General features: G+C 72.0%; 15 protein-coding genes. 9 read left to right on the top strand and 6 right to left on the bottom strand.

Going from position 1 to position 25,233, the window contains the following annotated elements:
• Positions 1–415 precede the first annotated feature (415 nt).
• The 6 genes from VGC13_RS07560 (at position 416) to VGC13_RS07535 (ending at position 14,366) form a co-directional block, all read left to right on the top strand.
• On the top strand, positions 416–3,730 hold the full coding sequence (locus VGC13_RS07560; protein WP_331124624.1) for an amino acid adenylation domain-containing protein: 3,315 nt from the start codon (positions 416–418) through the stop codon (positions 3,728–3,730).
• Entirely contained in the window at positions 3,727–8,139 is a 4,413-nt protein-coding gene (locus tag VGC13_RS07555; protein WP_331124623.1) for an amino acid adenylation domain-containing protein, read from the top strand. The genes VGC13_RS07560 and VGC13_RS07555 overlap by 4 nt, the downstream gene beginning before the upstream one ends.
• An 8-nt stretch (positions 8,140–8,147) precedes the next feature.
• Positions 8,148–9,494: an MFS transporter gene (locus VGC13_RS07550; protein ID WP_331124622.1), complete on the top strand. Its 1,347-nt coding sequence runs from the start codon at positions 8,148–8,150 to the stop codon at positions 9,492–9,494.
• A gap of 470 nt (positions 9,495–9,964) precedes the next feature.
• Complete coding sequence (locus VGC13_RS07545) at positions 9,965–11,032, top strand: methyltransferase (RefSeq protein ID WP_331124621.1); 1,068 nt, start codon at positions 9,965–9,967, stop codon at positions 11,030–11,032.
• 161 nt (positions 11,033–11,193) lie between these two features.
• Complete coding sequence (locus tag VGC13_RS07540; protein ID WP_331124620.1) at positions 11,194–12,054, top strand: DUF6875 domain-containing protein; 861 nt, start codon at positions 11,194–11,196, stop codon at positions 12,052–12,054.
• Between the two features lie 26 nt (positions 12,055–12,080).
• A complete protein-coding gene (locus VGC13_RS07535) occupies positions 12,081–14,366 on the top strand; it encodes a carbohydrate binding family 9 domain-containing protein (RefSeq protein ID WP_331124619.1) in 2,286 nt (761 codons plus the stop codon).
• Positions 14,367–14,648: 282 nt separating this feature from the next.
• Here VGC13_RS07535 and VGC13_RS07530 read toward each other — a convergent pair whose 3' ends face one another.
• Positions 14,649–15,152, bottom strand: a complete 504-nt coding sequence (locus VGC13_RS07530; protein ID WP_331124618.1) for a hypothetical protein — start codon at positions 15,150–15,152, stop codon at positions 14,649–14,651.
• A gap of 1,002 nt (positions 15,153–16,154) precedes the next feature.
• Positions 16,155–17,162 (bottom strand): MBL fold metallo-hydrolase, encoded by a 1,008-nt coding sequence (locus VGC13_RS07525; RefSeq protein ID WP_331124617.1) that lies wholly within the window; start codon positions 17,160–17,162, stop codon positions 16,155–16,157.
• 821 nt (positions 17,163–17,983) lie between these two features.
• On the opposite strand from VGC13_RS07525, the gene VGC13_RS07520 reads away from it, so the two are divergent.
• A complete protein-coding gene (locus tag VGC13_RS07520) occupies positions 17,984–19,465 on the top strand; it encodes a S8 family peptidase (protein WP_331124616.1) in 1,482 nt (493 codons plus the stop codon).
• A 244-nt stretch (positions 19,466–19,709) separates the two neighbouring features.
• Here VGC13_RS07520 and VGC13_RS07515 read toward each other — a convergent pair whose 3' ends face one another.
• From VGC13_RS07515 to VGC13_RS07505, 3 genes are all read right to left on the bottom strand, one after another.
• The gene (locus VGC13_RS07515) at positions 19,710–19,946 is read right to left on the bottom strand and encodes a hypothetical protein (protein ID WP_331124615.1); all 237 of its coding nucleotides are present in this window, start codon (positions 19,944–19,946) and stop codon (positions 19,710–19,712) included.
• A 222-nt stretch (positions 19,947–20,168) separates the two neighbouring features.
• Positions 20,169–21,953 (bottom strand): M56 family metallopeptidase, encoded by a 1,785-nt coding sequence (locus tag VGC13_RS07510; protein ID WP_331124614.1) that lies wholly within the window; start codon positions 21,951–21,953, stop codon positions 20,169–20,171.
• Positions 21,953–22,345 (bottom strand): BlaI/MecI/CopY family transcriptional regulator, encoded by a 393-nt coding sequence (locus tag VGC13_RS07505; RefSeq protein WP_331124613.1) that lies wholly within the window; start codon positions 22,343–22,345, stop codon positions 21,953–21,955. Before VGC13_RS07505 ends, VGC13_RS07510 begins: the two co-directional genes overlap by 1 nt.
• Before the next feature lie 312 nt (positions 22,346–22,657).
• On the opposite strand from VGC13_RS07505, the gene VGC13_RS07500 reads away from it, so the two are divergent.
• The gene (locus VGC13_RS07500; protein WP_331124612.1) at positions 22,658–23,893 is read left to right on the top strand and encodes an AI-2E family transporter; all 1,236 of its coding nucleotides are present in this window, start codon (positions 22,658–22,660) and stop codon (positions 23,891–23,893) included.
• On the top strand, positions 23,890–24,120 hold the full coding sequence (locus VGC13_RS07495; RefSeq protein WP_331124611.1) for a hypothetical protein: 231 nt from the start codon (positions 23,890–23,892) through the stop codon (positions 24,118–24,120). Before VGC13_RS07500 ends, VGC13_RS07495 begins: the two co-directional genes overlap by 4 nt.
• Positions 24,121–24,300: 180 nt before the next feature.
• Here the strand turns inward: VGC13_RS07495 and VGC13_RS07490 are convergent, their stop codons facing one another.
• On the bottom strand, positions 24,301–25,161 hold the full coding sequence (locus VGC13_RS07490) for an alpha/beta hydrolase (protein ID WP_331124610.1): 861 nt from the start codon (positions 25,159–25,161) through the stop codon (positions 24,301–24,303).
• Positions 25,162–25,233 lie beyond the last annotated feature (72 nt).

Below are 25,233 nucleotides of genomic sequence, written 5' to 3'. Positions count from 1 at the left end.
ATCCAGATCCAATCCCGTTCTCTTTGCGCCTTCGCCCGGAAGGTTGCGGAATGGACGTGAGCCGGGCTCACGAGCGCGGCGTCCACGGCGGAAACCGTTCGGCCGTACGTGCTTCGCCACCCGCGCCCAGCCCGTGTCTCCGGGGAGATGTCTACGGGAGTGCCCATTGGGTGCGAAGGGTCGGATAAGGGTTGACACGCCTTCTGGTACATGTATTTTCAGGCATCATTTAGCGCCGGAATGAATCCGCCTCGCTCCTGCTACGCAATACGGTAGCGCAAAGCGGCGGATGTTTCGTTTCGGCGGGCGGGCGTGCTGAACAGGCCTCCGCGCATACACATCGAGCACCGCCGGCGGACGGCGACTGGGCGCCGGACGCGCGCAGGCCGTTGAACCACGAGCAGCATTGGGTACCGTGCAACCGATTGCCCCGCTGGACCCGGACCCCGCGTCCGGCACCGCATCCGCCCTCGTGGACCCGCCCGCCCCCGCGAACGCGCTGGAGGACGGCGCGGACGACGTGTTCGCGTTTCCGCTGTCGTTCGCGCAGCAGCGGCTGTGGTTCCTGGACCAGATGCAGTCGGGGACCGCGCTGTACAACATTCCCGTGCACTACCGCCTGCGCGGCCCGCTGGACGTGGACGCGCTGCGGCGCACGCTGACCGAGATCGTGCGCCGCCACGAGTCGCTGCGCACCGTCTTTCGCATGATGGACGAGCAGCCCCGCCAGGTGGTGCTCCCCGCGCGCCCCGTCCCGCTTCCCCTCCAGGACCTTTCCGCCCTCCCCCGGGACGAGCGCGACCGCGCCGCCGACCAGGCCGTCGCGGAAGAGAGCGCCCGCGCCTTCGACCTGCAGGCCGGCCCGCTGATCCGCGCCTCCCTGGTCCGCCTGGCGCCCGAAGAGCACCTGCTGTCGGTGGTGATGCACCACATCATCTCGGACGGGTGGAGCATGGGCGTGCTTACCCGCGAGCTGGCCGCGCTGTACGACGCGTTCTCGCGCGGGCTCCCCTCGCCCCTGGACGAGCTGGCGGTGCAGTACGCCGACGTGGCCATGTGGCAGCGCGAAAACCTCGAGGGCGAGGCGCTGGACCGGCAGGTGGCGTACTGGCGCGAGCACCTGGCCGGCGCCCCCGCCGTGCTGGAGCTCCCCACCGACCGCCCGCGCCCCCCCGTGCAGACCTTTCCCGGCGCCGGCCACGTCCTTCTGCTCCCCGTGGAGCTGATGGACCGCCTGCGCGCCCTGGGCCGGCGCGAGGACGTGACCCCGTTCATGACGCTGCTGGCCGCGCTGAACGTGCTGCTGGGGCGCTGGTGCGGGCAGCGCGACGTGGTGGTGGGCTCGCCGATCGCCGGGCGCACCTACAGCGAGCTCGAGGAACTGATCGGCTTTTTCGTCAACACGCTGGTGCTGCGGGCGCGGATGGACGACGACCCGACGTTCCGCACCCTGCTGGGGCGGGTGCGCGAGGCCACGCTGGGCGCCTACGGCAACCAGGACGTGCCCTTCGAGCGGCTGGTGGAAGAGCTGCACCCCGAGCGCGACATGAGCCGGCCGCCGCTCTTCCAGGTCATGTTCATGCTGCAGAACATGGGGCGCGAAGAGGCGCGCGACGGCGGCGAGGGCGGGCTGGCCATCCAGACCCTGGCCGGCACCGTCGACCTGGCCAAGTTCGACCTGACCTTTGCCGCGGTCGAGCAGGGCGGGGCGCTCAGCTGCCACATCAACTACAACACCGACCTCTTCGACGCCGCCACCATCGTCCGCCTGGGCGAAGGGTTCCGCACCGTGCTCGAGGGGATCGCCGCCGATCCGGACGCCCGCGTCTCGCGCCTTCCCGTGGTCCCCGCGGACGAGCGCGAGCAGCTGCTGGTGCGGTGGAACGCGCAGCCGTCGCAGACGGACGGGAGCGAGGGGATGCACGGCGCCTTCGAGGCGCAGGCCGCCCGCACGCCGGACGCCGTGGCGCTGGTCTTCGACGGCAGGCCGACGACGTACGCCGAGCTGGACGCGCACGCCAACCGCGTGGCGCACCACCTCCGCGCGCTGGGCGTGGGCCCCGACACCCTGGTGGGCCTCTGCACCGAGCGGACGCCGCGGACGATCGCCGCGCTGCTGGGCATCCTCAAGGCCGGCGGCGCCTACGTGCCGCTGGACCCGGCGTACCCCGCGGACCGGCTGGCGTACATGCTGGCCGACTCCGGCGCCACCGTGCTGGTCTCCGAGACCGCGCTCCTCCCCGGGCTGCGGACGGACGGCGTGCGGGTGGTGGACCTGGACCGCGACGACGACGCCATCGCCGCGCGGCCGTCCACCTCGCCCGGCGTGCCGATCGACACGGAGCGGCTGGCGTACATCATCTACACCTCCGGCAGCACCGGCCGTCCCAAGGGGGCGATGGTGCGCCACGGCGGCGTCGCCAACTTCCTGCGCGCCATGGTCACGGCCCCCGGCTTCACGGCCGACGACGTGGTGCTGGCGGTGACCACGCTCTCGTTCGACATCTCGGTGCTGGAGCTGCTGCTGCCGCTGTCCATCGGCGCGCGGGCGGTGCTGGCCGGGCGCGAGGTGGCGGGCGACCCCGCGCTCCTCTCGGCGCTGATCGCCTCGTCCGGCGCCACCGCGCTGCAGGCGACGCCGACGAGCTGGCGGATGCTGCTGGACGCGGGGTGGACCCCGCCCGCCGTGCTGATGATGACCGGCGGCGAGCCCCTGCCGCGCGACCTGGGCGAGCGGCTGATGGCCAACGGCGCGCGCCTGTGGAACCTGTACGGCCCCACCGAGACCACCGTCTGGTCCTCCGTCCTGCAGGTGGAGCCGGGCGGCACCGGGCCCGTGCGCATCGGCGGGCCGATCCCCGCGGCGACCAACTACGTGCTTTCGCCCGAGGGCGAGCCGGTGCCGCTGGGGGTGTTCGGCGAGCTGTACATCGGCGGCGCGGGGGTGGGGCGCGGCTACATGGGGCGCCCCGGGCTCACCGCGGCCACGTACCTCCCCGACCCCTTCTCGCGCGCTCCCGGCGCGCGCATGTACCGCACGGGCGACCGCGTGCGCTGGCGGCCCGACGCCACCCTGGAGATCAGCGGCCGGCTGGACACGCAGGTCAAGCTGCGCGGCTTCCGCATCGAGCTGGGCGAGATCGAGAGCGCCCTGCGCGAGCACGAGAGCGTGCTGGAGGCGTGCTGCTCGGTGCGCGAGGACGTTCCCGGCGACCCGCGCCTGGTGGCCTACGTCCTTCCCGCGGGCGAGGCGGCGCCGGCCGTGGCCGAGCTGCGGGCGCGGCTGCACGTGCGGCTGCCGGAGTACATGGTGCCCGGCGCCTTCGTGGTGATGGACGAGTTCCCCCTCACCCCCAGCGGCAAGATCGACCGCCGCGCCCTTCCCGCGCCGGGCGCCGCCGCCACGGCCGCGGACGCGTACGAGGCGCCCGCCACCCCCACCGAGGAAGCGGTGGCGCAGATCTGGTCCGACATCCTGCGCGTGGAGCGGGTGGGGGCGGGCGACAACTTCTTTGCGCTGGGCGGGCACTCGCTGCTGGCCACGCAGGTGGTGGCGCGCATCCGCACGGTCCTGGACGCCGCGCTCCCCGTGCGCACCCTGTTCGAGGCGCGCACCGTCCGCGAGCTGGCCGCGCGGGTGGACGAGGAAAAGGCCCGGGGCGCGGCGGGCGCGCGCGGCATCGGCTCGGTGTCGCGCGACCGCTACCGCATTCCCGTGGCGCGGCCGTGAGCGTGATCGCCCCCGCCCCCGGCGCGGCCGCCGAGGCCGTCGCGCTTCCCGCCAGCCTGGGGCAGCAGCGGCTCTGGCTGCTGGAGCAGGTGGAGCCGGGCACCGGCCGCTACAACATGGGCCTGTGCCTGCGCCTGGCCGGCGCGCTGGACGTCCCCGCGCTGCGGCGCGCGCTGGACGAGCTGGCCGCGCGCCACGAGTCGCTGCGCACGGTGCTGACGGAGATCGACGGCCAGGCGGTGCAGGTCATCCTTCCCCCCGCGCCCGTCGCGCTGCCGGTGCACGACCTGTCGCACCTGGGCGCCGAGGCGCGCGAGGACGCCGCGCGGCGGATGCTGGACGCCGAGGCGCAGCGGCCGTACGACCTGGCCGCCGGCCCGCTCTTTCGCGCCGCGCTGCTGCGGCTGGGCGACGCGGACTGGATGCTGTCGCTGGGGCTGCACCACGCCATCACCGACGAGTCGTCGCTGTGGGTGGTGGACGGCGAGTTCCGCGCGCTCTACGCCGCCTTCGCCGCCGGCCGCCCCTCGCCGCTGGGCGAGCCGCCGGTGCAGTACGCCGACTTCGCCCTCTGGCAGCGCGAGATGCTGGAGGCGGGCGAGATGGACCGCCAGCTGGCGTGGTGGCGCGAGCGGATGGAAGGCGTCACCGGCATCCTGGACCTGCCGGCGGACCGCGTGCGCCCCGCCATCCAGGACTGGCGCGGTGGATCGGTGCAGGCGCGCCTCGATGCCGCGGACCGCGACCGCCTGTGGGCGCTGGCCCGGCAGGAGGGCGCCACGCCGTACATGGTGATCATCGCCCTCTGGCAGCTGCTCCTGGGCCGCCTGGCCGGCTCCGACGACGTCGTGGTGGGCACGCCGGTGACGGGGCGCACGCCCGAGACGGAGGGCACGGTCGGCTTCTTCGTCAACACGCTGGCGCTGCGGGCGGACCTTTCCGGCAACCCGCCCTTCCGCGAGCTGCTGCGCCGCGTGCGCGACATGACGCAGGGCGCGTTCGCCCACCCCGACCTCCCGCTGGAGCGGCTGGTCGAGGCGCTCCCGCTGGAGCGCGACGCCCGCCGTCCGCCCCTCTTCCAGACCATGTTCGTCCTGGCGACGACGCGGGTGGCCGAGCCGGGCGCGGCCGGCGCGGCCGACGTGGACGGCGGGCCGGCGTGGACCCCGGTTCCCCTGCGGCTGGACAGGGCCAAGTACGAGCTGACGCTGGTGGCGCGCGACGAGGGCGACGGCCTGCGGCTGACCATGGACTACGCCGCCGAGCTGTTCTCCGCCGCCGCCGGGGAGCGCATCCTGGCCCAGCTCGCCGCCCTGGCCGCCGCCGTCGCGCGCGACCCGGACGTCGCCATCGGCGACGCGCCCCTCCTGCCGGCGGAAGAGCGGGCGCGCCTGGCCGCCGAGGCGGCGGGCGAGCGGATGCCGGACGCCGCGGCGACGCCCGTCCACCGCCTGGTCGAGGCGCAGGCCGCCCGCACCCCCCGCGCCGACGCGCTGGTGCTGGAGGGCGACGCCCTCTCGTACGGCGAGATGAACGCGCGGGCCAACCGCCTGGCGCGCGTCCTCGCCGGGATGGGCATCCGCCCCGAAGAGCGGGTGGGGATCGTCGCGGACCGGTCGATGGAGGCCGTGGTCGCCCTGCTGGCCGTGCTCAAGGCCGGCGGCGCCTACGTGCCGCTGGACCCCGCCAACCCCGCGGGCCGCGGCGCCGCCATGGTGGCCGACTCCGGCGTGCGCTGGGTGCTGGGCCGCGGCGAGCACTTCGAGACCGTCCGCACCTGGGGCGCGGAGCCGGTGTCCGCGGACGGGGCGGGGGAGGGGGACGATGCGGATCTGCCGATCGACGTCCATCCCGACCGGCTGGCGTACGTGGTCTACACCTCCGGCAGCACCGGCACGCCCAAGGGGGTGATGGTGCGCCACGGCGGGCTGGCCAGCCTGGCGCTGGGCTTCGTGCCGCCGCACGCCTTCGGCCCCGGCGAGCGGGTGCTGGTGGTGCCGCCGCTCAGCTTCGACGCCTCCGCGGGCGACGTCTTTCCCGCGCTCGTCAGCGGCGCCGCGCTGGTGCTGCACCCCGACCCCGCCGCGCTGACGGCGGACGCGCTGCTGGAGCTGTGCCGCACGCACGACGTCACCCTGGTCGACACCGCCGCCGCCCTCTGGCGCCAGTGGTGCGACGACCTGGCCTCGCGCACCGGGACCACCGACACCGGCCCCCTGCGCATGGTGATGATGGGCGGCGAGGCGGCCCCGCTGGACCGCGCCGCCGCCTGGGCGCGGGCCACCGAGGGCCGGGTGGAGCTGGTGAACCACTACGGCCCCACGGAGACCACCGTCTGCGCCACCCTGCAGAAGACGGTGGACGGCGCGGAGTGGCGGGGCGCGGCGGGATCCATCCCCATCGGCCGCGCCGTGGCCAACGCCCGGGCGTACGTCCTCGATCCCCGCGGGCATCCCGTGGCGGACGGCGTGCCCGGCGAGCTGTGCGTGGGCGGCGAGGGGGTGGCGCGCGGCTACCTGGGGCGTCCGGGGCTGACGGCGGAGCGCTTCGTCCCCGACGCGCTGGGCGGCGAGCCCGGCGCGCGGATGTACCGCACCGGCGACCGCGTGCGCCGCCTGCCGGACGGCGCCCTGGAGTTCCTGGGGCGCACCGACCACCAGGTCAAGCTGCGCGGCTACCGCATCGAGCCGGGCGAGGTGGAGGCCGCGCTGCTGGCCCACCCCGGCGTGCGCGAGGCGCTGGTGATGGTGCGCGAGGACGAGCCCGGGCGAAAGCGCCTGGTGGCCTACGTCGGCGCCCCCGCGGAACCCGCGGTGGACGAGCTGAAGGACATGCTGCGCGGGCGGCTGCCGGAGTGGATGGTCCCCTCCGCCTTCGTCCTGCTTCCCGCGCTCCCGGTGACGCGGCACGGCAAGGTGGACCGCCGCGCCCTTCCCGCGCCCGCCGCCGCCGCCGGCGACGAGGCGTACGTGGAGCCGCGCACCGAGACGGAGCGCGTCCTTGCCGCGCTCTGGGCCGAGGTGCTCGCCGTCCCGCGCGTCGGTGCGGAGGACGACTTCTTCGAGCTGGGCGGCCACTCGCTGCTGGCGCTGCCGCTGGTGAACCGCGTGCGCCAGGCGTTCGACCTGGACGTGCCGCTGCGCGCGCTCTTCACCGCGCCCACGGTGGCCCGCATGGCCGCCGCCATCGACGCCGTGGCCGCGGGCGACGTCGAGGCCGCCACCCTGCCGCCGGAGCTTCCCGGCGACCTGCGGCTGGCGGACGCCCTTCGTCCCGAGGCGCCGTACGTCCCCGGCCCCCTGCGCCACGTCTTCCTTACCGGCGCCACCGGCTTCCTGGGCGCGTACCTGCTGGACGGCCTGCTGCGCCGTACGCAGGCGGACGTGTACTGCCTGGTGCGCGCGGCGGACGCGGACGAGGGGCGCCGGCGCATCGCGCAGAACGTGGACAAGTACCTGGCGTGGGACCCCGCGTGGGCCTCCCGCATCGTCCCCGTGGTCGGCGACCTGGGCGAGGCCGGGCTGGGGATGAGCGAGGCGCGGTTCCGGGCGCTGGCGGGGCAGGTGGACGCCATCGTCCACAACGGCGGGGTGGTGAACTTTACCCTGCCGTACGGGCGAATGCGCGCCGCCAACGTGCTGGGGACGTACGAGGTGCTGCGGCTGGCCTGCGCCGGCCGCGCCACGCCCGTGCACTTCGTCTCCACGCTGGGCGTGTACCTCGCGCCGCAGATGCAGGACACGGTGGTGGAGGAGCACACGCCCCTTCCCGACGCCGCGCGGCTGCACGACCCGTATTCGCAGACCAAGTGGGTGGCCGACGCGCTGGTGCGCACCATGGCGGACGCGGGCGTTCCCGTCACCGTGCACCGCCCGGCGCGCGTGGGCCCCGACAGCCGCACCGGCGCCACCAACGCCGACGACTGGTTTTCGCGGATGATCCGCGCCGTCGCCGAGATGGGCGTGGCGCCTGACCTGGCCTGGCAGCTGGACCTGTCGCCGGTGGAGCAGGTGGCCGCCGCGATCGTCGAGGGGGTGGCGGACCCGGCGTGGCTGGGCGGCGCGTACCACTACTTCAACGCGCGCTTCCTGTCCTTCGGCGAGCTGCTGGACGCGGTGCGGTCGGCGGGGTTCCCCGTGCGGACGCTGCCGTACGCCGAGTGGCGGGCGCGGGCGCTGGACGAGGCGTCGGACCCCGCGCACCCCCTGTATCCGCTGCTTCCGCTCTTTCCCGCGGAGCTGCGCGCGTCGCGGACGCCGGGATTCCACTCGCCCCGCGCCGAGGCGCTGCTGGCCGCCGCCGGCACCGCCTGGGCCGTGCCCGACGCCGCGCTGGTCGAGCGCACCGTGTCGTACTTCGTCCGCCGCGGCGTGCTGAACGGCGCCCGCGCGGCCGCGTCCAACGCCTGAGAACACGCATGATCCAGAAGCTTGCCGGGCTGCGCACCTTTTTCATCATCTGGCTGGGCCAGGTGGTCAGCACCGTGGGCAGCAGCCTGACGGGGTTCGTGCTGGGCGTGTGGGTTTACCAGGAGACGGGGAGCGCCACCCAGTTCGCGCTCATCGCCGCCTGCGCCACCCTTCCCTCCATCGTGCTGGCCCCGCTGGCCGGGGCGCTGGTGGACCGCCACGACCGCCGCATGGTGATGATCGTGGCGGACTTCGGCGCGGCGCTCAGCACCGTGGCGCTGGCGCTGCTCTGGTCGGCCGGCGCGCTGCAGGTGTGGCACATCTGGGCCGCCACCGCCTTTGCCGCCACCTGCAACGCCTTCCAGAACCCCGCCTACTCGGCGTCGCTCACCCTGCTGGTCCCCAAGGAGCAGCTGGGGCGGGCCAACGGGCTGGTGCAGACGGGGCAGTCGCTGGGCATCATCTCGCCGGTGATCGCCGCGGGGCTGGTGGCGGCGGTGGGAGTGGGCGGGGTGATGGCCATCGACCTGGCCACCTTTGCCTTCGCCGTCATCGCGCTGGCCTTCGTGCGCATCCCCCGTCCCGAGGTCAGCGCGGCCGGCGCCGCCGCCCGGGGCTCGCTGCGGCGCGAGGCCGGCTACGGGTGGACGTACCTGCGCGAGCGGCCGGGGCTGATGTGGCTGACCACGCTGTTCGCCTTCTTCAACTTCTTCATCGGCATGGTGAGCGTGCTGGTGCAGCCGCTGATCCTGTCGTTCTCCTCGGTGGGCGCGCTGGGGTGGCTGATGTTCGCCGGCGGCAGCGGCATGCTGGCGGGGAGCCTGGCGATGGGCGCGTGGGGCGGCCCCAAGCGGCGGATCCGGGGGATGCTGGGGTTCGTGGTGCTGGCCGGGCTGGTGCTGGCCGCGCACGGGCTGACGCCTTCGCCCTGGCTGATCGCGGTGGTGGCGCCGGCGTTCCTGTTCACCATCCCCATCGTGGGCGCCACCTTCACGGTGATCCTGCAGACGCGCACCCCGCCCGACGTGCAGGGCCGCGTGTTCAGCACCGTGCGCATGCTCAGCCTGATCACCCTGCCGCTGTCGTACTTCCTGGCCGGCCCGCTGGCCGACGGCGTCTTCGAGCCCGCCATGGCCCCCGGCGGCGCGCTGGCCGGCACGGTCGGCGCCCTGATCGGCACCGGCGAAGGGCGGGGGATCGCGCTGATGTTCATGATCAGCGGCCTGGTGCTGGCCGCCACCGCCGTCCTCGCCTACGGCAGCGCGCAGATCCGCGGGCTGGAGGAGGAGCCTGTGGCGGGGGCTGCGGAGTCGGCGGAGCCCGTTGCGTCTGGCGAGATGGTGGCGACGGCGTGAGGGGGTGAAGGGGTGAAGGGGTGAAGGGGTGAAGGGGTGAAGGGGTCGTGCCTGTTTGTATTCACGCACTGCGCCCTCCGCTTCCCGGAGCCCGTCGGCGAAGGCCGACATCGCGTTTCCCCAGCCGCGATTTCAATCGCCCGGGAGGAGGCCGGCAGGGACACGCGTGTTGCCGCCACAAACGGGCAACGTACCGCGAGGCCTGACTTCCTGAGGGAGCGCCGCGCGACCCCGTCCCGACCGGGGGACCCGGCGCGCGACCGAAGGACCTCGCCTCGGATGGTGAGGGGCCGGTAGAAACGCCCGAGGGCACGCGGCCACAATCCGCGAAGGCGGGTTTCGCGCCTTTCCCGCGGCGAATTCATTCGCTCCGGGTGGATGGGCGGCGCGGGCCGCGCACGATGGACGACGCACAGATGCAGTCTGGATTGCAGGAATTCCTGATCCCACGCTGACGCAGAACCGTACCGATGCCCCTGCAGCTTTCGCCCGACGAGCACCAGGCGATGTTCGAGACGCACGCGGGTCCCGCTCCCATGCTGGACCTGCTGGGCGCCGCCGCGCTGCGCATGGCCGCCGCCGCCGCGCGCCTGGGCATCTTCCAGGCGCTGGCGCAGGGCCCGCTCACCCCGGACGAGATCGCCCAGCAGACCGGCACGCACGCCCGTGGCGTGGCGCTGCTGCTGGAGGCCCTGCGCGCCCACGGCTACGTGCGGCCCCACGCGAACGGCGACGGAACGCAGCGCTGGGAGAACAGCGCGGCGTCCGCCCGCTGGCTGGTGCGCGGCGACCAGCCCTCGTTCGCCGACACGCTGGAGTTCTGGGACGCGCTCCTCTTCGAGCTGTGGCCGTCGCTGGAGCGCTCGCTGACCGAGGGAAAGCCGCCCACCGACTGGTACGCCTGGCTGGAGCGCAACCCCCGCATCCTGCGCTCGTTCCAGTCCATGCTGGGACGGATGGCCCGCGCCGCCGGCCCCGGCATCGTCCAGGCCGCCGCGCTCCCGGCCGGCACGCGCCGGCTGCTGGACGTGGGCGGCAGCCACGCCCTGTACTCCGCCGCCTTCTGCGCCGCGCACCCGCAGCTGCACGCCACCGTGCTGGACTTTCCCGGCGCGCTGGAGGTGGGGCGCGAGAACGTGGCCGCCGAAGGGCTGGGCGGCCGCATCGAGCTGCGCGCGGGCAACTTTCTCAGCGAGCCGCTGGGGACGGGGTACGACGCCGTCCTGCTGTGCCGCGTGGTGCACGGGCTGGACGCCGAGGGGAACACCGCGCTGCTGCGCCGGGCGCACGACGCGCTGGTCCCCGGCGGCCGCGTGCTGGTGGTCGAGGAGTACGACCCCGAGCGCCGCCCGGCCGACGCCGTGACCGACGCGTTCATGCACACGTTCAGCCTGAACATGTACCACCTGCAGGGCGCGCAGAACTACCCGACGGAGGCGATCGCCGGGTGGCTGGCGGCGGCGGGGTTCGACCCCGCCACCGTGCGCGAGGACCCGGCGGGAACGGACCGCGTGGTCCAGGCCGCGAGGCGCGCGTGAGCGCGCTCCGCCGCCCCCCCGCGGCCCCGAACACCGCGAAGGCACACGCCTTCGCGCATGCAGGCGGCGCGTCCGGCCCGTCCGGCACGCCGCTCCGCCCGCGCCCCCGGCTTGGCGCGGCCGCAGACTCTTCCGCACTTTCCGGACGATCGTAACCGGCCATGCGCATCCATCCCACGGACCCGCGGCTGTACCTGGTGGAGCTCCCCGACTTCCGGGAGACCCCGCAGCCGCCGCAGGTCCAGGAGAACCTGGAGCCGCTCACCACCATCGTGAACTGGGCGACGGACTACCTGTGCAGGCCGCACCCCGAGCTGGGGCGCACCGGCGCGGTATGTCCGTTCACCCAGCCGTCGCTGCGGCGCAACCTGTTCTTCCTCACCGTCATCCGCGGCGCCGAGCTGCGCCTGGACGACGTGGAGGAGGTGGTGCGCGCCTACCGCGACTGGTTCATGGAGATGCCGCCCACCGAGCCGAAGCAGGCCCAGTACAAGACCGTCAACATCATCTTCCCCGACCTGCCGGAAGAGGCGTGGAAGACGCTCATCGAGGCCACGCAGGACCGGCTCAAGGCCGAGTACGTGCCGCACGGAATCATGATCGGCGAGTTTCACCCCGGCCCGCCCGACAAGGCCGCGCTGTGGAACGCCAACTTCCGGCCGCTGCACTGCCCGCTGCCCATGCTGGTCATCCGCCACATGGTGCCCACCGACTTCGTGTTCCTGCGCGACCGGGAAGACTTCATGTCGGCGTACCTGCGGCTGCAGGGCGACCGCATTCCGCCCGTCATCATCAAGGACGTGCGCCTGGCCGCCGCCGCCTTCGGCCTGCCCATGCCGGGCGAGGCCGTGGTGCGCGAAGCGGTGCAGGCGGCCGGGGACGCCGTCCCCGGCGCCGTTCCGGCCGAGTGCCCCGCGCACGCCCACGCCGCGGCCGACGCCGCGGACCGTGCGGCCCCCCCGGCGTCCCGCTGCCCCGAGGACGCCGTGCCCGAACCTGCCCTTACCTCGACCCGCGCCTGAACGCGCACATCCAGGAGACGCTTCACATGTCGCTGTCCCAGGCCCTACGGCGGTACCCCGCGGCGGCCGCGCTCACCGCCGCGCTGGCGGGCACGGCGCTGCACGCCCAGGCCCCCGCGCCGGCCGCGCAGCCGCTTCCCGGCCCGCGCACCTTCACCGCCGTCCCCGCGAGCGACGCCATGCGGGTCGACGCGCAGCTGGACGAGGCGGCGTGGGCCGCGGCCACGCCCATCGACGTGCCGTACGAGTACTTTCCCGGCGACAACACCGCCGCGCCCGTGCGCACCGACTGCCGCATCACCTACGACCGCTCGGCGCTGTACCTGGGGTGCCGCGCGTACGACGAGCAGCCGGACCGCATCCGCGCCAACTACACCGACCGCGACGCGGCCACCGGCGACGACCACGTCACCCTGGTGGTGGACCCGTTCAACGACCAGCGGCGCGCCTTCCAGTTCCGGGTGAACCCCATGGGCGTGCAGATGGACGCCACCTACTCGGAGCTGGAAAAGAGCGAGGACTTTTCCTGGGACGCCATCTGGGCCTCGGCCGGCCGGCTTACCGCCGACGGGTACGTGGTCGAGGCGGCCATCCCCTTCAACTCGCTGCGCTTTCCCGCGGGGAGCAGCGTGCAGACGTGGGGGCTCATCGTGCAGCGCACGCTGCCGCGCAACGTGGTGCACCGGCTGCGCAGCCACCCCACCAACCGCAACGAGTCGTGCCTGCTGTGCCAGACCGACAAGCTCACCGGCCTGCAGGGAATCCGGCCCGGCCACGACGTGGAGCTCACCCCCACGCTCACCACCCGCCGGTCCGACCTGCAGACCGAGTTCCCCGCGGGCAGCCTGAACAGCGGCGACGTGGAGCCGGAGTTCGGCATCAGCGGGCGGTGGGGCATTACCCCCAACGTGGCGCTGAACGCCACCATCAACCCCGACTTCTCGCAGGTCGAGGCCGACGTGGCGCAGCTCGAGGTGAACGAGCGCTTCGCCCTGGCCTATCCCGAGAAGCGCCCGTTCTTCCTCGAGGGCGCCGACTTCTTCGCGACGCCCCGCAACGTGGTGTTCACCCGCTCCATCGTGGAGCCGGTGGGCGGGCTCAAGGTTTCGGGCAAGGAGGGGCGCAGCGCCTTTGGCGCATTCGCCACGCAGGACCGCTACACCTCGCTGCTCTTCCCCAGCAACCAGGCCACGGGCCAGGCGCTGCTGGACGACGACGTGAGCACCGCCGTGCTGCGCTACCGCCGCGACGTGGGCGCCTCGTCGGCGCTGGGCGTGGTGTACACCGGCCGCCAGGGCGACGAGTACTCCAACCACGTGGGCGGCATCGACGGCTTCATGCAGCTCAGCCAGTCCAACTTTCTGCGCTTTCAGGCCACGCGGTCGCAGACGGAGTACCCCGACTCGGTGGTGTCGCGCTTCGGGCAGCCGGAGGGCGGCTTTGGCGGCAACAACTTCTACGCGCAGCTCACGCACGCCAGCCGCAACTGGTTCGCGTCGGTCGACGTGCAGGAGGTGAGCGAGGACTTTCGCGCCGACGCCGGCTTCATCCCCCGCACCGACCTGCGCGGCGGCGTGCTGCAGGTGGAGCGCTCGTTCTGGGGCGCCCCCGGCAACTGGTACCGCCGGCTGGCGGTGTTCGGCTACGCCGAGCGCTTCGAGGACCACGACGGGCGCGAGACCGACCGCGGCCTGGCGGGCGTGGTGACGTACAACGGGCCCATGCAGTCGTTCGCCAACGTGGGGCTGGGATACAACCGCAAGTTCTTCCGCGGCAACACCTACGAGCTGCTGGACCTGCGTCCCACCTTTCAGATCAGCCCCACGCAGCGCGCCACCTTCTCGATCTCGGGGCGCATCGGCGAGGACATCGACGTCACCAACAACCGCAAGGCCAACATCTTCCAGATCGCGCCGGGCGTGGACCTGCGCCTGGGGCGGCACCTGGCCATCGGGCTCAGCCACACGCTGCAGCGGCTGAACACGCAGGAGGGCGACACGGCCGCCAGCCGCGCGCGCATCCTGAACGTGGGGCTGTCGCAGGCGCGGGCGGTGTACCACTTCAACGTGCGCACCTTCGTGCGGGCCATCGTGCAGTACCAGGACGTCGACTTCACCCCCACGCTGTTCACCGTTCCCGTGCCCGACCAGCAGCGCACGCTGTTCTCCCAGCTGCTGTTCGCCTACAAGGTGAACCCGCAGACGGTGGTGTTCGCCGGCTACACCGACGACCGCCTGGGGCTGGACTCCATCGACCTGACCCCCACCGGCCGGACGTTCTTCCTGAAGCTGGGGTACAACTTCCAGCCCTGAGGGAGTGCGGGAGTGCGGGAGTGCGGGAGTGCGGGAGTGCGGGAGTGCGGAAGTGCGGAAGTGCGGAAGTGCGGAAGCAGGTAGGGGTGGATGATGCGCGAGGCGGGCCGGAGCAACACGCTCCGGCCCGCCTCGTCGTTCATCCAGGGAAAACAACACCGTCATGGGTACAGAGGAACAGAGTCAGACAGAGGAATCAAGATGATGTCCAGCTCGCTTCTCTGTCTTGCCCTGTTCCTCTGTACGACCATTCTGTTGCCGGAGCCGGTATGCGCGGACGCGTCAGCCGAGCGGGATGCTGAGGCCGAGCGCCACGCCGCCGGAAGCGGCCGGCGCGGCGGTGGGAAAGTGGTGCTCCCACCGCTCCGAGCCCGACAGGCCGCCGATGATGAAGCCGACGGGTGCGCCGAGCACCGCGCCCACGGCCGCCCCCAGCCCCGTCCACCCCGCGTCGCCGCCCTGCAGCAGGACCAGTCCGCCGAACACGGCGCCTGCCGCCAGGCCACCTGTCGCCGCGCCCTCGAGGGCTCCCTTGAACCAGTCGCGGCCGTTGCTCACCTCCACCTGCCGGATGGACGCGGCGGGGAGCACCGAACGCCCGTACTCCGTCGCCACGACCACGGAGTCCGCGTCGGCGAACGCCACGTCGCCGGTGACCCGGCGGTCCACGCCCGTCACGCGCACCCGGGTTCCCGGCTCGATCCCCGCCACGGCCGGGGCCTGGCCCGCAAGGTCCGCGGCGGTGAACAGCAGCGCAGCGGCCGAGGTGGATACGATACGCTTCACGATGGAAAACTCCTTGCTCGGGAAGGGACGCGTGCCACGCACGCGCTGGAGTTGAACCGCCATGACTGCCCGGTATCGTAGGTACGGCCGGAAATGAGAGCGTGTTTAAGAATCCGACGCTGCGAATCCAGGCAGATCTACTAGGGCTGTCATTCCGAGGCCCGGCCACGCCGCAGCCTGCTTTCACACCAGGGGTTGCAGGGCCGAGGAATCCACTGTCGGATTGCTGGAGGGCAGACGCGGTAGCCCGTGCCTGCTTCGCGGCTACGACACGGGCGGACAGGGCCAGTGCCGGAGCGGCGCGGCGGGGCACCAGCAGCAGACAGTAGATTTCTCAGTCGGCGCGCCGGATTTCGTGCGATCCGATGGTGCGGTGTGGCGCCTCCTTCGAAATGACATCCGGGCGCGAGCGCAGGGGATTCTTAAACACACTCTCAGCCTCAGAGGGTGTTGCTGAACCATAGTCCATAACGAAGCGGTGACTTCCTGAGGGAGCGCATCACGTCCAACCAGAAGTCACACTACCGATTGCGCGCGACCGAAGGACCTCGTCTCGGTGGCGCAGGGGCCAGATCAGGGCACGGGACCCGCCCCGTCGTTCTGCTGGCGAGGTCCTTCGGTCGGCGCCAGGGTGCGGTGTACAAGCGAGTTGCGGGGCGGCGCCTTCCTCAGGAAGTCAATCACGCCGGGAGGTTTGGCAACACCCTCTCAGGCAATTGGTCCGGGCGCGCTCCGCTCATCCTCGTGACGCTCTCGCGGCAGCACCGCGACGGGCTGGGCCGCCGAGCACTGCAGAGCGTGGCGCTCGGCATCGCGACTGCGCTCCTGATCGCGGCCATCGATCACTTCTTCTTTGACGGGGAGACTGCCAGGGGCACCCCCGCTCTCGATGAACCGGTGGGTGCCGGGCTGCACCCCGTTTCCATCGCGATGGTCAACCCGGGCCGATCGGGGCACTGGCGCCCGGCGTGCATCCCGATCACGCCGGGCGCGAGGCGGGAACTACGCTCCGGTGGTCACCTCTTCGTACGCCACGGTAAGGGGGTCGCGCGCACCCGCCTGCCCGAACGGGCCCCATGCCTCGAAGCCGGCGAGCGGCGCGCGCATGGCGAGGACCTCTTCGCGCGGGCGGCCCGCCGCCACGTGCCGCTCGACGAACGCCAGCACGGCGCCCAGGTAGTCCCGGAACTGCAGCAGGTCGGCCGCGCTCCCGGTGACGGGGAGCCCCTCTCCCGCGTGCCCGAAGATGTAGATGGTGTCGCGCGCGTGCCCGTTCACCACGTGCTCCAGGACGCGCGCCCAGTTGCGCATCGAGGCGCCGGCGGCGCGGTCCACCACCGGGTGGCGCCGGTGAAAGGCCAGGTCGCCCATGTGCACCACGTTCGCCTGCTCGAAGGTGATGACCGCGTCGCCGCTGGTATGCGCGCGCCCGTGGTGCCTGGCGATGATGCGCTCGCCCCCGACCTCGCTGGACCAGCTGTGGGTGAAGGTGAGGTCCGGGTACAGCGGCGGCGGAGGCGGCTGCGTCGGCTGCTGCTGCGCGGGCTGCGGCTGCGGTTGCGGGGGCTGCTGTCCCTGCTGCGCCTGCTGGGGCGGCTGCGGCGCGCGCCGCATGTGCTGGTCCGCCATCCCGTGCGCCACGACGCGCCGCGCGACTCCGCGAAAAACGCCGTTGCCGCCCGTGTGGTCGCCGTGGTGGTGCGTGTTGAGCAGCACGTCTACGCCGCGGTTGCCCGACCGCTCCTGCAGCCCCGCCAGCAGCGTCTGCGCCTCGGCGGGGAACTGCGTGTCCACCACGGCCACGCCGCCACGATTCACCAGCCATCCCACGGTGCCGCCGCGCAGGGTGAACGTGCCCACGTTGCCGCGGATCGGCGTGAAGCTGGCCTGCTGCATCGGCGGCATCGCCTGCGGCGGCTGCGGCGCGAGCGCGTGCAGCGGCCGGCCGAGGAGGGCGCCGGCGGCGATGGCGGCGGAGGTCGCGAGAAAGTCGCGGCGGCTGGGAGACATCGGCCTTTCCTGGGTTCGCTGGTTCGCGGCGGGAGATCGAGTGCGCGGCCGCACTGCGCCTCATGCTGCCACCTGAATCGCTCCGCCGTCAACTGCGGCTCTAACAGCGCCGCCGTGATGAAGGCAGGGTGGCAGGGTTACGGTCTTGGGCACGCGGACGAAAGCGCCACTGGGAGAATGGAATCGAAAGGAGCTTTGCTTGACAACCATCGGTTCCAGGTGTGAGAGAGCGCCTGACCGGCCCGGACCACGTTTTGGAGCGCAGTTGGTGTCGCTGATGTTCCGCAGCATCCAGCGCCCGTTGCGCCGCACCAGGTGAGAGGCGTCGAATCCGCAGTGCGTGCCGCTGCGTCGCGCCGTACCTGGTACTCCGCCGCCCGATGCAGTGGATCGTCAGGCGCGCTGCAGGTTCGTCACGGCTCCCCAAGGGTGCGCGGGGTGGAATGTCGATCGGACGTAGAGGACTACCGGGTTCCTCCGCGTCCGCTGCTTTTGCCCCTGCGCGAAATGCAGCGCGGTTTCGGTCACAGGCATTCGCGGTTTCGGTCACTGGCATTCGCGCAGAACAACCGCACCAAAACGGACATGGCAAAGCGGCAAGAAAGAAGATTCTCAACCGCCTGTGACACACCGACTTCATCCCATGTTCAGAATGTTTACGTGCGGTGAAATAGGACGATTTATCAATACGCATTGGACAAATCGGTGGAAACGTGAATCGAATGATTGAATAAACAGGTGGGTGGCGCCGCCGAGGTTGAGTGATTATGTTGGGTGCAGATCTCTCACCTTTCCAACCTATTTAAACAAGAGGATGCTCCATGAGTAGGAAGGTTTGTAACGTACGGCCGGTACGGTGCGTGGGCCTGCTGGCCGGGCTGGTGCTCGCCGCGTGCTCCACGGATTCCGTGACCTCGGTGTCGCCGGACGCCGCGTCGGAGGTGCTTGCGGCCGCCCCCCAGGCCGGCTCGGTCAAGGACCAGTACATCGTGGTGCTCAAGGCAGGCGCATCGGCCCGTGCCGCGGCCGCCGCGGTGGGCGCCTCGCCGGGCCACGTGTACAGCGCCGCGCTCAACGGCTTCGCGGCGCGGTTGAACGCGGGGCAACTCACCGCCCTGCGCAACAACCCGCACGTGGACTACATCGCGGCCGACGAGGTGGTCTCCACCACGACGACGCAGTGGTATCCCACGTGGGGGCTGGACCGTATCGACCAGCGCTACCGGCCGCTGAACAGCTCGTACACGTACAACCGCACGGGCGCCGGGGTGACCGTGTACGTTCTGGACACTGGCATCCGCTACTCGCACACGGAGTTCGGCGGGCGCGCCGTCCCCGGGTACGACGTGTACGGCGGCAACGGCAGCGACTGCAACGGGCACGGCACGCACGTGGCCGGCACCGTGGGCGGCGCCACCTACGGCGTGGCCAAGGGTGTGACCCTCGTTTCCGTGCGCGTGCTGGACTGCTACGGCAACGGCACCACCAGCGGCGTCATCGCGGGCGTGGACTGGGTGACCGCCAACCATGCTACGCTGTCCGTGGCCAACATGAGCCTGGGGGGCCCGGCCAACACCGCCCTCGACAACGCCGTGCGCAACTCGATGGCGGCCGGGGTGACGTACGTGATCGCGGCGGGCAACAACAATGCGAACGCCTGCAACTACTCGCCCGCGCGGATCACCGATGCGCTCATCGTGGGCAACGTGAACTCCAGCGACACGCGCAACTCCACCTCCAACTACGGCCTGTGCCTGGACCTGTTCGCGCCGGGGACCAACATCACCTCGGCCTGGTACGGCAGCGACACGGGGACCACCACCATGTCGGGCACCTCCATGGCGGCGCCCCACGTGGCGGGGATCGCGGCAATGTACCTGGAATGGATTCCCGGCTCGCAGCCGGTGGACGTGCAGTACGCCATCGACCAGAACGGCACGTGGGACGTGGTGAGCAACCGGGGCAACAACTCGCCCAACCGGGTGGTCTACTCCGGGTTCATCCCGGGCCCGCCGCCCCCTCCCGGCTCCACCCCCCTGAGCGTGTACGTGAACTGCGACGTGTACAGCGGATACTGCGACGCCAGCGCCTCGGGCGGCAGTGAAGCCGGGTACAGCTTCACCTGGAGCAACGCCGACGAGGCGTATGACGCGAGTGGGTACAGCTACGCGTACCCCCATTGCTGGAGCACGAGCTTCGTCCAGGTGTACGCGACGGTGACCGACAGCAACGGCGCGACGGCCACCGGGTCCGCGTACTACAACTGCGGCGGCGACGGAGGAGGCGGCGGCATCATCCCCTGAGCCGGCCCCACCCCCGCAGCAGAAAGGCCCCTCCGCGTTCCCGCACGGAGGGGCCTTTCCGTCCGCCGTGATTTTTCTCGCGTCTCCGCAAAACGGCGGGCAAATCCCCCCAGAACGGAAACGACGTCCCCGCGGTCCAGGCACGGCCGGGACCGCGACGGGGAAGCCGTTGCCGCCGGGTTCGGTGAATCCACAAAAGCGGGGTTGGGGGATCCCGGTGATCGTGTTTCCCAGATACGGCTGGTCAGCGAGGCGTGTTTGCCGCGTGTGCAAATCCCCCCGCTTCTATCCAGCCGTAGAACGCGTCGATCCATCGGTCGCTGCTGGTGCCCTGCCGCCGCATGCCGAAGCCGTGGCCGCCCGCGCTGAAGATGTGGGCTTCGGGCCTGCGGCCGGCCGAGCGCAGCGCGTCGTAGAAGCGAACGACCGGTGCACAGGGATGGCGGGATCGCGACAGCCCGTATCCCGTGAGGATGAACATGCACGCAGACTCTCCTGACGAGCGGCGGCGGGAGCTGCCCGGAGACCAGATTCAGAATGACGCCGTTTGCCAGTTGTATCCATTGCGGATCCGGTATACGAACGATCACGCGGAGGACGCGGTGGCAACGAGCAAGGACGCGGATGAGGCTTTCATCCGCGTCCTTGCTTCGTCCCTCCGCGTCCTCCGCGTGGACCCGTTCTTTTCGGGATCCGCGCTCTGCTACTCGACGGCCACCGCCGCGCCGTCCTGGATCGCGCGGCGGACCAGCGCCAGCATGCCGGCGTTGGCGCGCTCCGCGGCGGCCTCCATCCGCTCGCCGAGCGCCTCCATCTCCCGCCCCAGCGCTTCCATCTCGCCGCCGCGGTCGTCCATCGGCGGGTCGAACTGGCGCATCTCCTCGTCCAGCGCCTCCATCTGCTCCTCGAGCCGGCGCGACTCCTCTTCCAGCTCCTCGCGCTCCCGCTCCATGGCGCGGCGCTCGGCGTCCGAGGCTCCCGCGGCCTCCCGGGCGGCCAGGGCCCCCAGGCGCGCACCGAGGACACCGAGGCGTTCGCCGAGCCTTCCCTGCCGCGCGCCAATCTCACTCAGCTGCGCGCCGATGCGGCCCTGCACCTCACCGATCTCGCCCTGCCGCGCGCCGATCCTGCCCTGCTCCTCGCCGATGCGCCCCACCGGCTCCCACAGCTCGTCCACCTGGCGTAGCACGCCGGCATCGCGGACGACGTACTCCCGGCCGGCGTAGCGAAACCAGAGCAGGTGCTCACCCGGCCGGCGGTGGCGCCGCGCGCGGTCGATGTCTCTCGTGCTTCCGTTCACCGTGGTGTTCCGGTCGCCGCGAAAGAGCACGAAGTGAAGCTCCTCCTGCGAGCGCCGGTCGCCGGGTTTCGCGGTGCCGGCCGTGACGGCCGCCGGCGCATCGGCGCGCGCGGCCGGCGACGCTGCACGCGTGGCCGCGGCCTCCGGGGCCCCGGCGGTCCGCGACGGGGACGGCGCCGCGGGCGCGGCGGAGCGCGCCACGGCCCGGATGGGAACGATCGCGAGCATGGCCAGGGCCACCGCGCCGGCGGCGAGAACGCGGCCGCGGCGCGACGGCGAAGAGGTGCGGTTCAGCATGGTGAGTCTCCGTTTGAGGTTCTGGAACGACCACGCCGCTCCCGCGGCGGAGAACGTGGCGGTACGGCGTGACACCCCGAGCGCCAGCAGCATGCGGCCGTAGCCCTGCGGCGATGCGCCCAGCGTGGTGAGAACGGCCTCGTCGCAGGCGGCTTCGCGCCAGAACGCGTACTCGCGGGCGGCAAGGCGGGCCAGGGGGTGAAAGAAGAAGCAGCGCTCGGCGGCCGCCGGGACGCAGCCCAGCCACACGTCGCCGCGCTTGAGGTGCGCGAGCTCGTGGCAGAGCGCCATGCGCTGCTGGTCGGCCGCGAGCGCGGCGAACGCGGCGGCCGGCACCAGGATCACCGGCCGGCGCCCGCCGATGACCAGCGGCGTCCCCACCTCCGCCGACACCCGGACGTCCGCCGTCCGGCGCAGGCCAAGCCGGCCCGAGAGCTCGCGGACGATCGCGTGCAGCCCCTTGCCGCCGGGCAGGGACCGCGCGACCACCGCCCGCGTGCGCCGCCAGCTCTGCAGCGTCCGCAGCAGCGAAAGGCCCAGCCCCAGCGCCCACGCGCCGACGACGATGGCGGTCCAGGGGATCTCCGGCGCGCCGGCATCGCGGGCCGGCGGGAAGGCGGGGCGGGCACCGTCGCCGGCCCGCGCGGGTGGGAGGGGCGTGGCGGCGGTCACGCCCGCCTCGGCGCCCGGCGCCTCCGCCGCGGCGCGGGGAAGCACGGGCACCCCGATCGGCGAAAGCCAGACCAGCGAGACGACGAACTTGGCCGCCACGCACCACCACAGCAGGGCGCGAGCGCCGGGCGACAGCCGCGGCAGCGCCCGGCAGGCCAGCCAGACACCGGCGGCGAGCACCGCCCCTTCCAGCGACGCGCGGACCAGGAGGGAAAGCATCAGCCCTCCTTTCGCTGTGCGGCGTCCAGGCGCGCGACGATGCGCTCCAGCTCCTGCCGCTCCCTGTCGGAGAGCTCGGGCGCCTCGGACAGGTAGGCCAGGAACGGCGACACGGACCCGTCCAGGCTGCGCTCCACGAACCGCTGCACCGCGTTCTTGAGCAGGTCCGCGGACGAGGCACAGGCCCGATAGCGAAAGACGCCATCCGCCAGCTGGCGGGACAGGTACCCCTTCTTCCGCAGCCGCTCCATCATCGTCAGCACGGTCGACCGCGCGAGCCCGCGGCTGCTGCCGAACTCGTCGACGGCCTCCGCGACGCTGGCGCTGCCGCGGTCGGCGATGTGCCGCACCAGGGCCAGCTCCTGGTCGCCGATGGTGGATTCAGGTTCCATGGTTGTCTACACTTGTCGTCACGAGGCGCGCGGCAGGGTGCCTACACGTGTCGTCACGTGACCATGATATGCGTGACTACACGAGTAGTCAAGGCCTGTGATGGGGAGCGGGATCAGGAGGGCTGATGGCCCGCGTGCACGTCCGCGCGCACGGCGCTGCCCGCCCGTGTTTCGTTGGATGGACTTTGCGCGCAGAACGTTGCCGGAGCCGCGGGCTCCGTGCGGTGTCTGGCCGCGCGGCGGCGAAACGGGGCGCAACTCGTGCACAGGTACGACCGGGACCGCTACAGCTCGCATCCCCGACGATGGACCATGCACGCAGATTCACCTGACGAGCGGCGGAAGCTGCCCGGAGAGGATCCGGGCGGCGACTCCGTGCTCACGCCGGACGTGGACCCCGCGGCGGACGCGGTCCCGGTGGAAGCAGGTGCGCCGAAGCCCGACCTGGCCAGGACGGGCGAGGCGATGGACAGCACGCGCGGGCGGTCCGCGGGGGTCACCACGCTGACCGTGCTCGCGCTGCTCTACACGCTCTACTTCGCGCGGCCGTTCCTGCTGCCGATCGTGGTGGCGCTGCTGCTCAGCTTTCTGTTCAGCCCCGTTGTGCGGGCGATGGCGCGGTTCCGCATCCCGCCGCCGGTGAGCGCCGGCCTCATCATCCTGGGGCTGCTGGCGTCGGTGGGGTTCGCGGGGTACGAGTTGTCCGGCCCCGTCCAGCGGTGGGCCGCCAGCGCGCCGGAGACGTTCGCCACGGCGCAGGCAAGGATTCGCACGGTGCTCCAGCCGCTGGAGCGCGCCAGCCGGACGGCGCAACAGGTGGAGCGGTCCGCGGGCGCCGTGGCGGGGCCCGGCCAGGCGCAGGAAGTGGTGGTCAAACAGCCCAGCCTGATCGCGCGGGTGTTCGGCACCACGCAGCGGTTCCTGGTCACCGCCCTGGAAGTGCTGATCCTGCTGTACTTTCTGCTGGCGGCGGGCGACCTGTTCCTGCAAAAGCTCATCAAGGTGCTCCCCAACGTGCGCGACAAGCGCAAGGCGGTGGAGATCGCCCGCAAGACCGAGGCGTCCATCAGCACCTACCTGCTGACGACGTTCGCCATCACGCTCAGCGAGGGCGTGGTGGTCACGCTGGCCATGTGGGGGCTGGGGATGCCCAACCCCCTGCTGTGGGGCGCCCTGGTGGTGGTGCTGGAGTTCATCCCGTACCTGGGCGCGCTGATCATGACCGCCATCCTGACCCTGGCGGCGCTCACCGTCTACGACACCGTGGGCCAGGCGCTGCTGGTCCCCGGCGCCTTTCTGCTGATCAACGTCATCCAGGGCAACTTCGTCAGCCCCATGCTGATGGGGCACAAGCTGGCGCTGAACCCCGTGGCGCTGCTGGTGGGCCTTACGTTCTGGTTCTGGATCTGGGGGCTGCCGGGCGCGTTCGTCGCCGTTCCGCTGCTGGCCACCTTCAAGATCTTCTGCGACCACATCGAGTCGCTGGCCGCGGTGGGCGAGTTCCTGGGGATGCGCGACCAGACCGAGCGCCGGGCCATCGTCCGTTGACGCGCCTCACCCGCGATCCGCGCACCGCGCTGCCGCAGATGGAGCAGGTCGCCGATGAGCGGGCGGAGGGTGGGGAAGGCCGGGCCTGGCGGCGGCAGGGCATGGAGCAGCTCCGGTCGGGCGTGCGTGATGGCCGGGTGGTGGAGATGGACGCGGGGCATCACCTTTTCCTCCACCGCCCCGACGAAGTGCTCCAGCTCGTGCGCGACTTCCTTCGCCAGCCGTGACCTCCACCGCTCCGCGGGGCTGATCCTTTTCGACCCTGTTGATGCGGAGACGCGGAGGAAAACGAAGAGCCGCGGAGGACGCATCGAAGCCCCTCCGCGGCTCATCTGTTCCTCCGCGTCCTCCGCGTGATCCTTTCCCGCGGATGACTTGGACGCCACAACCATTTGGGGAAACCGGGATTAGCGAGGCGGGTTCGCCGCGCGCGTAAATCCCCCCGTTTCCATCCAGCCGTAGAACGCGTCGATCCATCGGTCGCTGCTGGTGCCCTGCCGCCGCATGCCGAAGCCGTGGCCGCCCGCGCTGAAGATGTGGGCTTCGGGCCTGTGGCCGGCCGAGCGCAGCGCGTCGTAGAAGCGAACGACCGGGGCGAGCGCCACGGCGTCGTCCTGTGCCCACGCCATGAAGATGGGAGGCAGAGCCGGCGGGATGTCGGGCATGGCGCCGAACGGGCCGCCGTAGATCATCGCGGCGAAGTTCGGACGGGCCGCGGAGTCTGCCTGGAGCAGGGTTGCGCCGGCGACCATTCCCCCGGCGGAGAATCCCAGAACCCCTACGCGGTCGGGCGAGACGCCCCACTCGGCCGCATGCCGCCGCACCACCTTCACGGCCTGGATGCCGTCCGCCATGCCGTACCGGCCCACGGAATCCATGTTCATGGGCCCCGGCACGCCCTCCTGGCGCTTTTCCAGGATGCGGTACTTGAGCACGAACGCGGCGATCCCGCGTTCCTGCAGCCACCGCGCGACGTCGTCCCCCTCCAGGCTGATGGCGAGCGCGACGAAATAGCCGCCCGGCGCGATGATCACGCCGGTGCCCGTGGCCCTGGCCGGGTCGGGAAGGTAGGCCGTGAGCGTGGGGGTCGCCACGTTCTGGATCACCGTTCCCACCGGCGTGTTCTCGTACGTTTTTTCTTCCTGCGTCCACCCTTCCGAGCCGGGGGCCACGCCGGGCCACAGGTTCACGACCTGCGCGGCGGCCGGGCCAGCCACCACCAGCATGAGGACGATTCCGCCCGCCGCACCCAGCACCGCTCGCCGCATGGGGTTTCTCCTGGTCATTGTTGATGAACGCGCGGCGTACAGTGTCGTGGCGCGCGGCCGAAAGCGCCAGCA

It is taken from the genome of Longimicrobium sp. (assembly GCF_036399255.1).
Lineage (GTDB): Bacteria > Gemmatimonadota > Gemmatimonadetes > Longimicrobiales > Longimicrobiaceae > Longimicrobium.
This window is presented reverse-complemented; position numbering and strand designations above follow the sequence as displayed.

Bases quoted from the DNA above. Each gene is read 5' to 3' on its own strand.
- VGC13_RS07550 (WP_331124622.1), top strand. From the start codon at position 8,148: ATGATCCAGAAGCTTGCCGGGCTGCGCACCTTTTTCATCATCTGGCTG.
- VGC13_RS07545 (WP_331124621.1), top strand. From the start codon at position 9,965: ATGCCCCTGCAGCTTTCGCCCGACGAGCACCAGGCGATGTTCGAGACG.
- VGC13_RS07540 (WP_331124620.1), top strand. From the start codon at position 11,194: ATGCGCATCCATCCCACGGACCCGCGGCTGTACCTGGTGGAGCTCCCC.
- VGC13_RS07535 (WP_331124619.1), top strand. From the start codon at position 12,081: ATGTCGCTGTCCCAGGCCCTACGGCGGTACCCCGCGGCGGCCGCGCTC.
- VGC13_RS07525 (WP_331124617.1), bottom strand. From the start codon at position 17,162: ATGTCTCCCAGCCGCCGCGACTTTCTCGCGACCTCCGCCGCCATCGCC.
- VGC13_RS07520 (WP_331124616.1), top strand. From the start codon at position 17,984: ATGAGTAGGAAGGTTTGTAACGTACGGCCGGTACGGTGCGTGGGCCTG.
- VGC13_RS07515 (WP_331124615.1), bottom strand. From the start codon at position 19,946: ATGTTCATCCTCACGGGATACGGGCTGTCGCGATCCCGCCATCCCTGT.
- VGC13_RS07510 (WP_331124614.1), bottom strand. From the start codon at position 21,953: ATGCTTTCCCTCCTGGTCCGCGCGTCGCTGGAAGGGGCGGTGCTCGCC.
- VGC13_RS07505 (WP_331124613.1), bottom strand. From the start codon at position 22,345: ATGGAACCTGAATCCACCATCGGCGACCAGGAGCTGGCCCTGGTGCGG.
- VGC13_RS07500 (WP_331124612.1), top strand. From the start codon at position 22,658: ATGCACGCAGATTCACCTGACGAGCGGCGGAAGCTGCCCGGAGAGGAT.
- VGC13_RS07490 (WP_331124610.1), bottom strand. From the start codon at position 25,161: ATGCGGCGAGCGGTGCTGGGTGCGGCGGGCGGAATCGTCCTCATGCTG.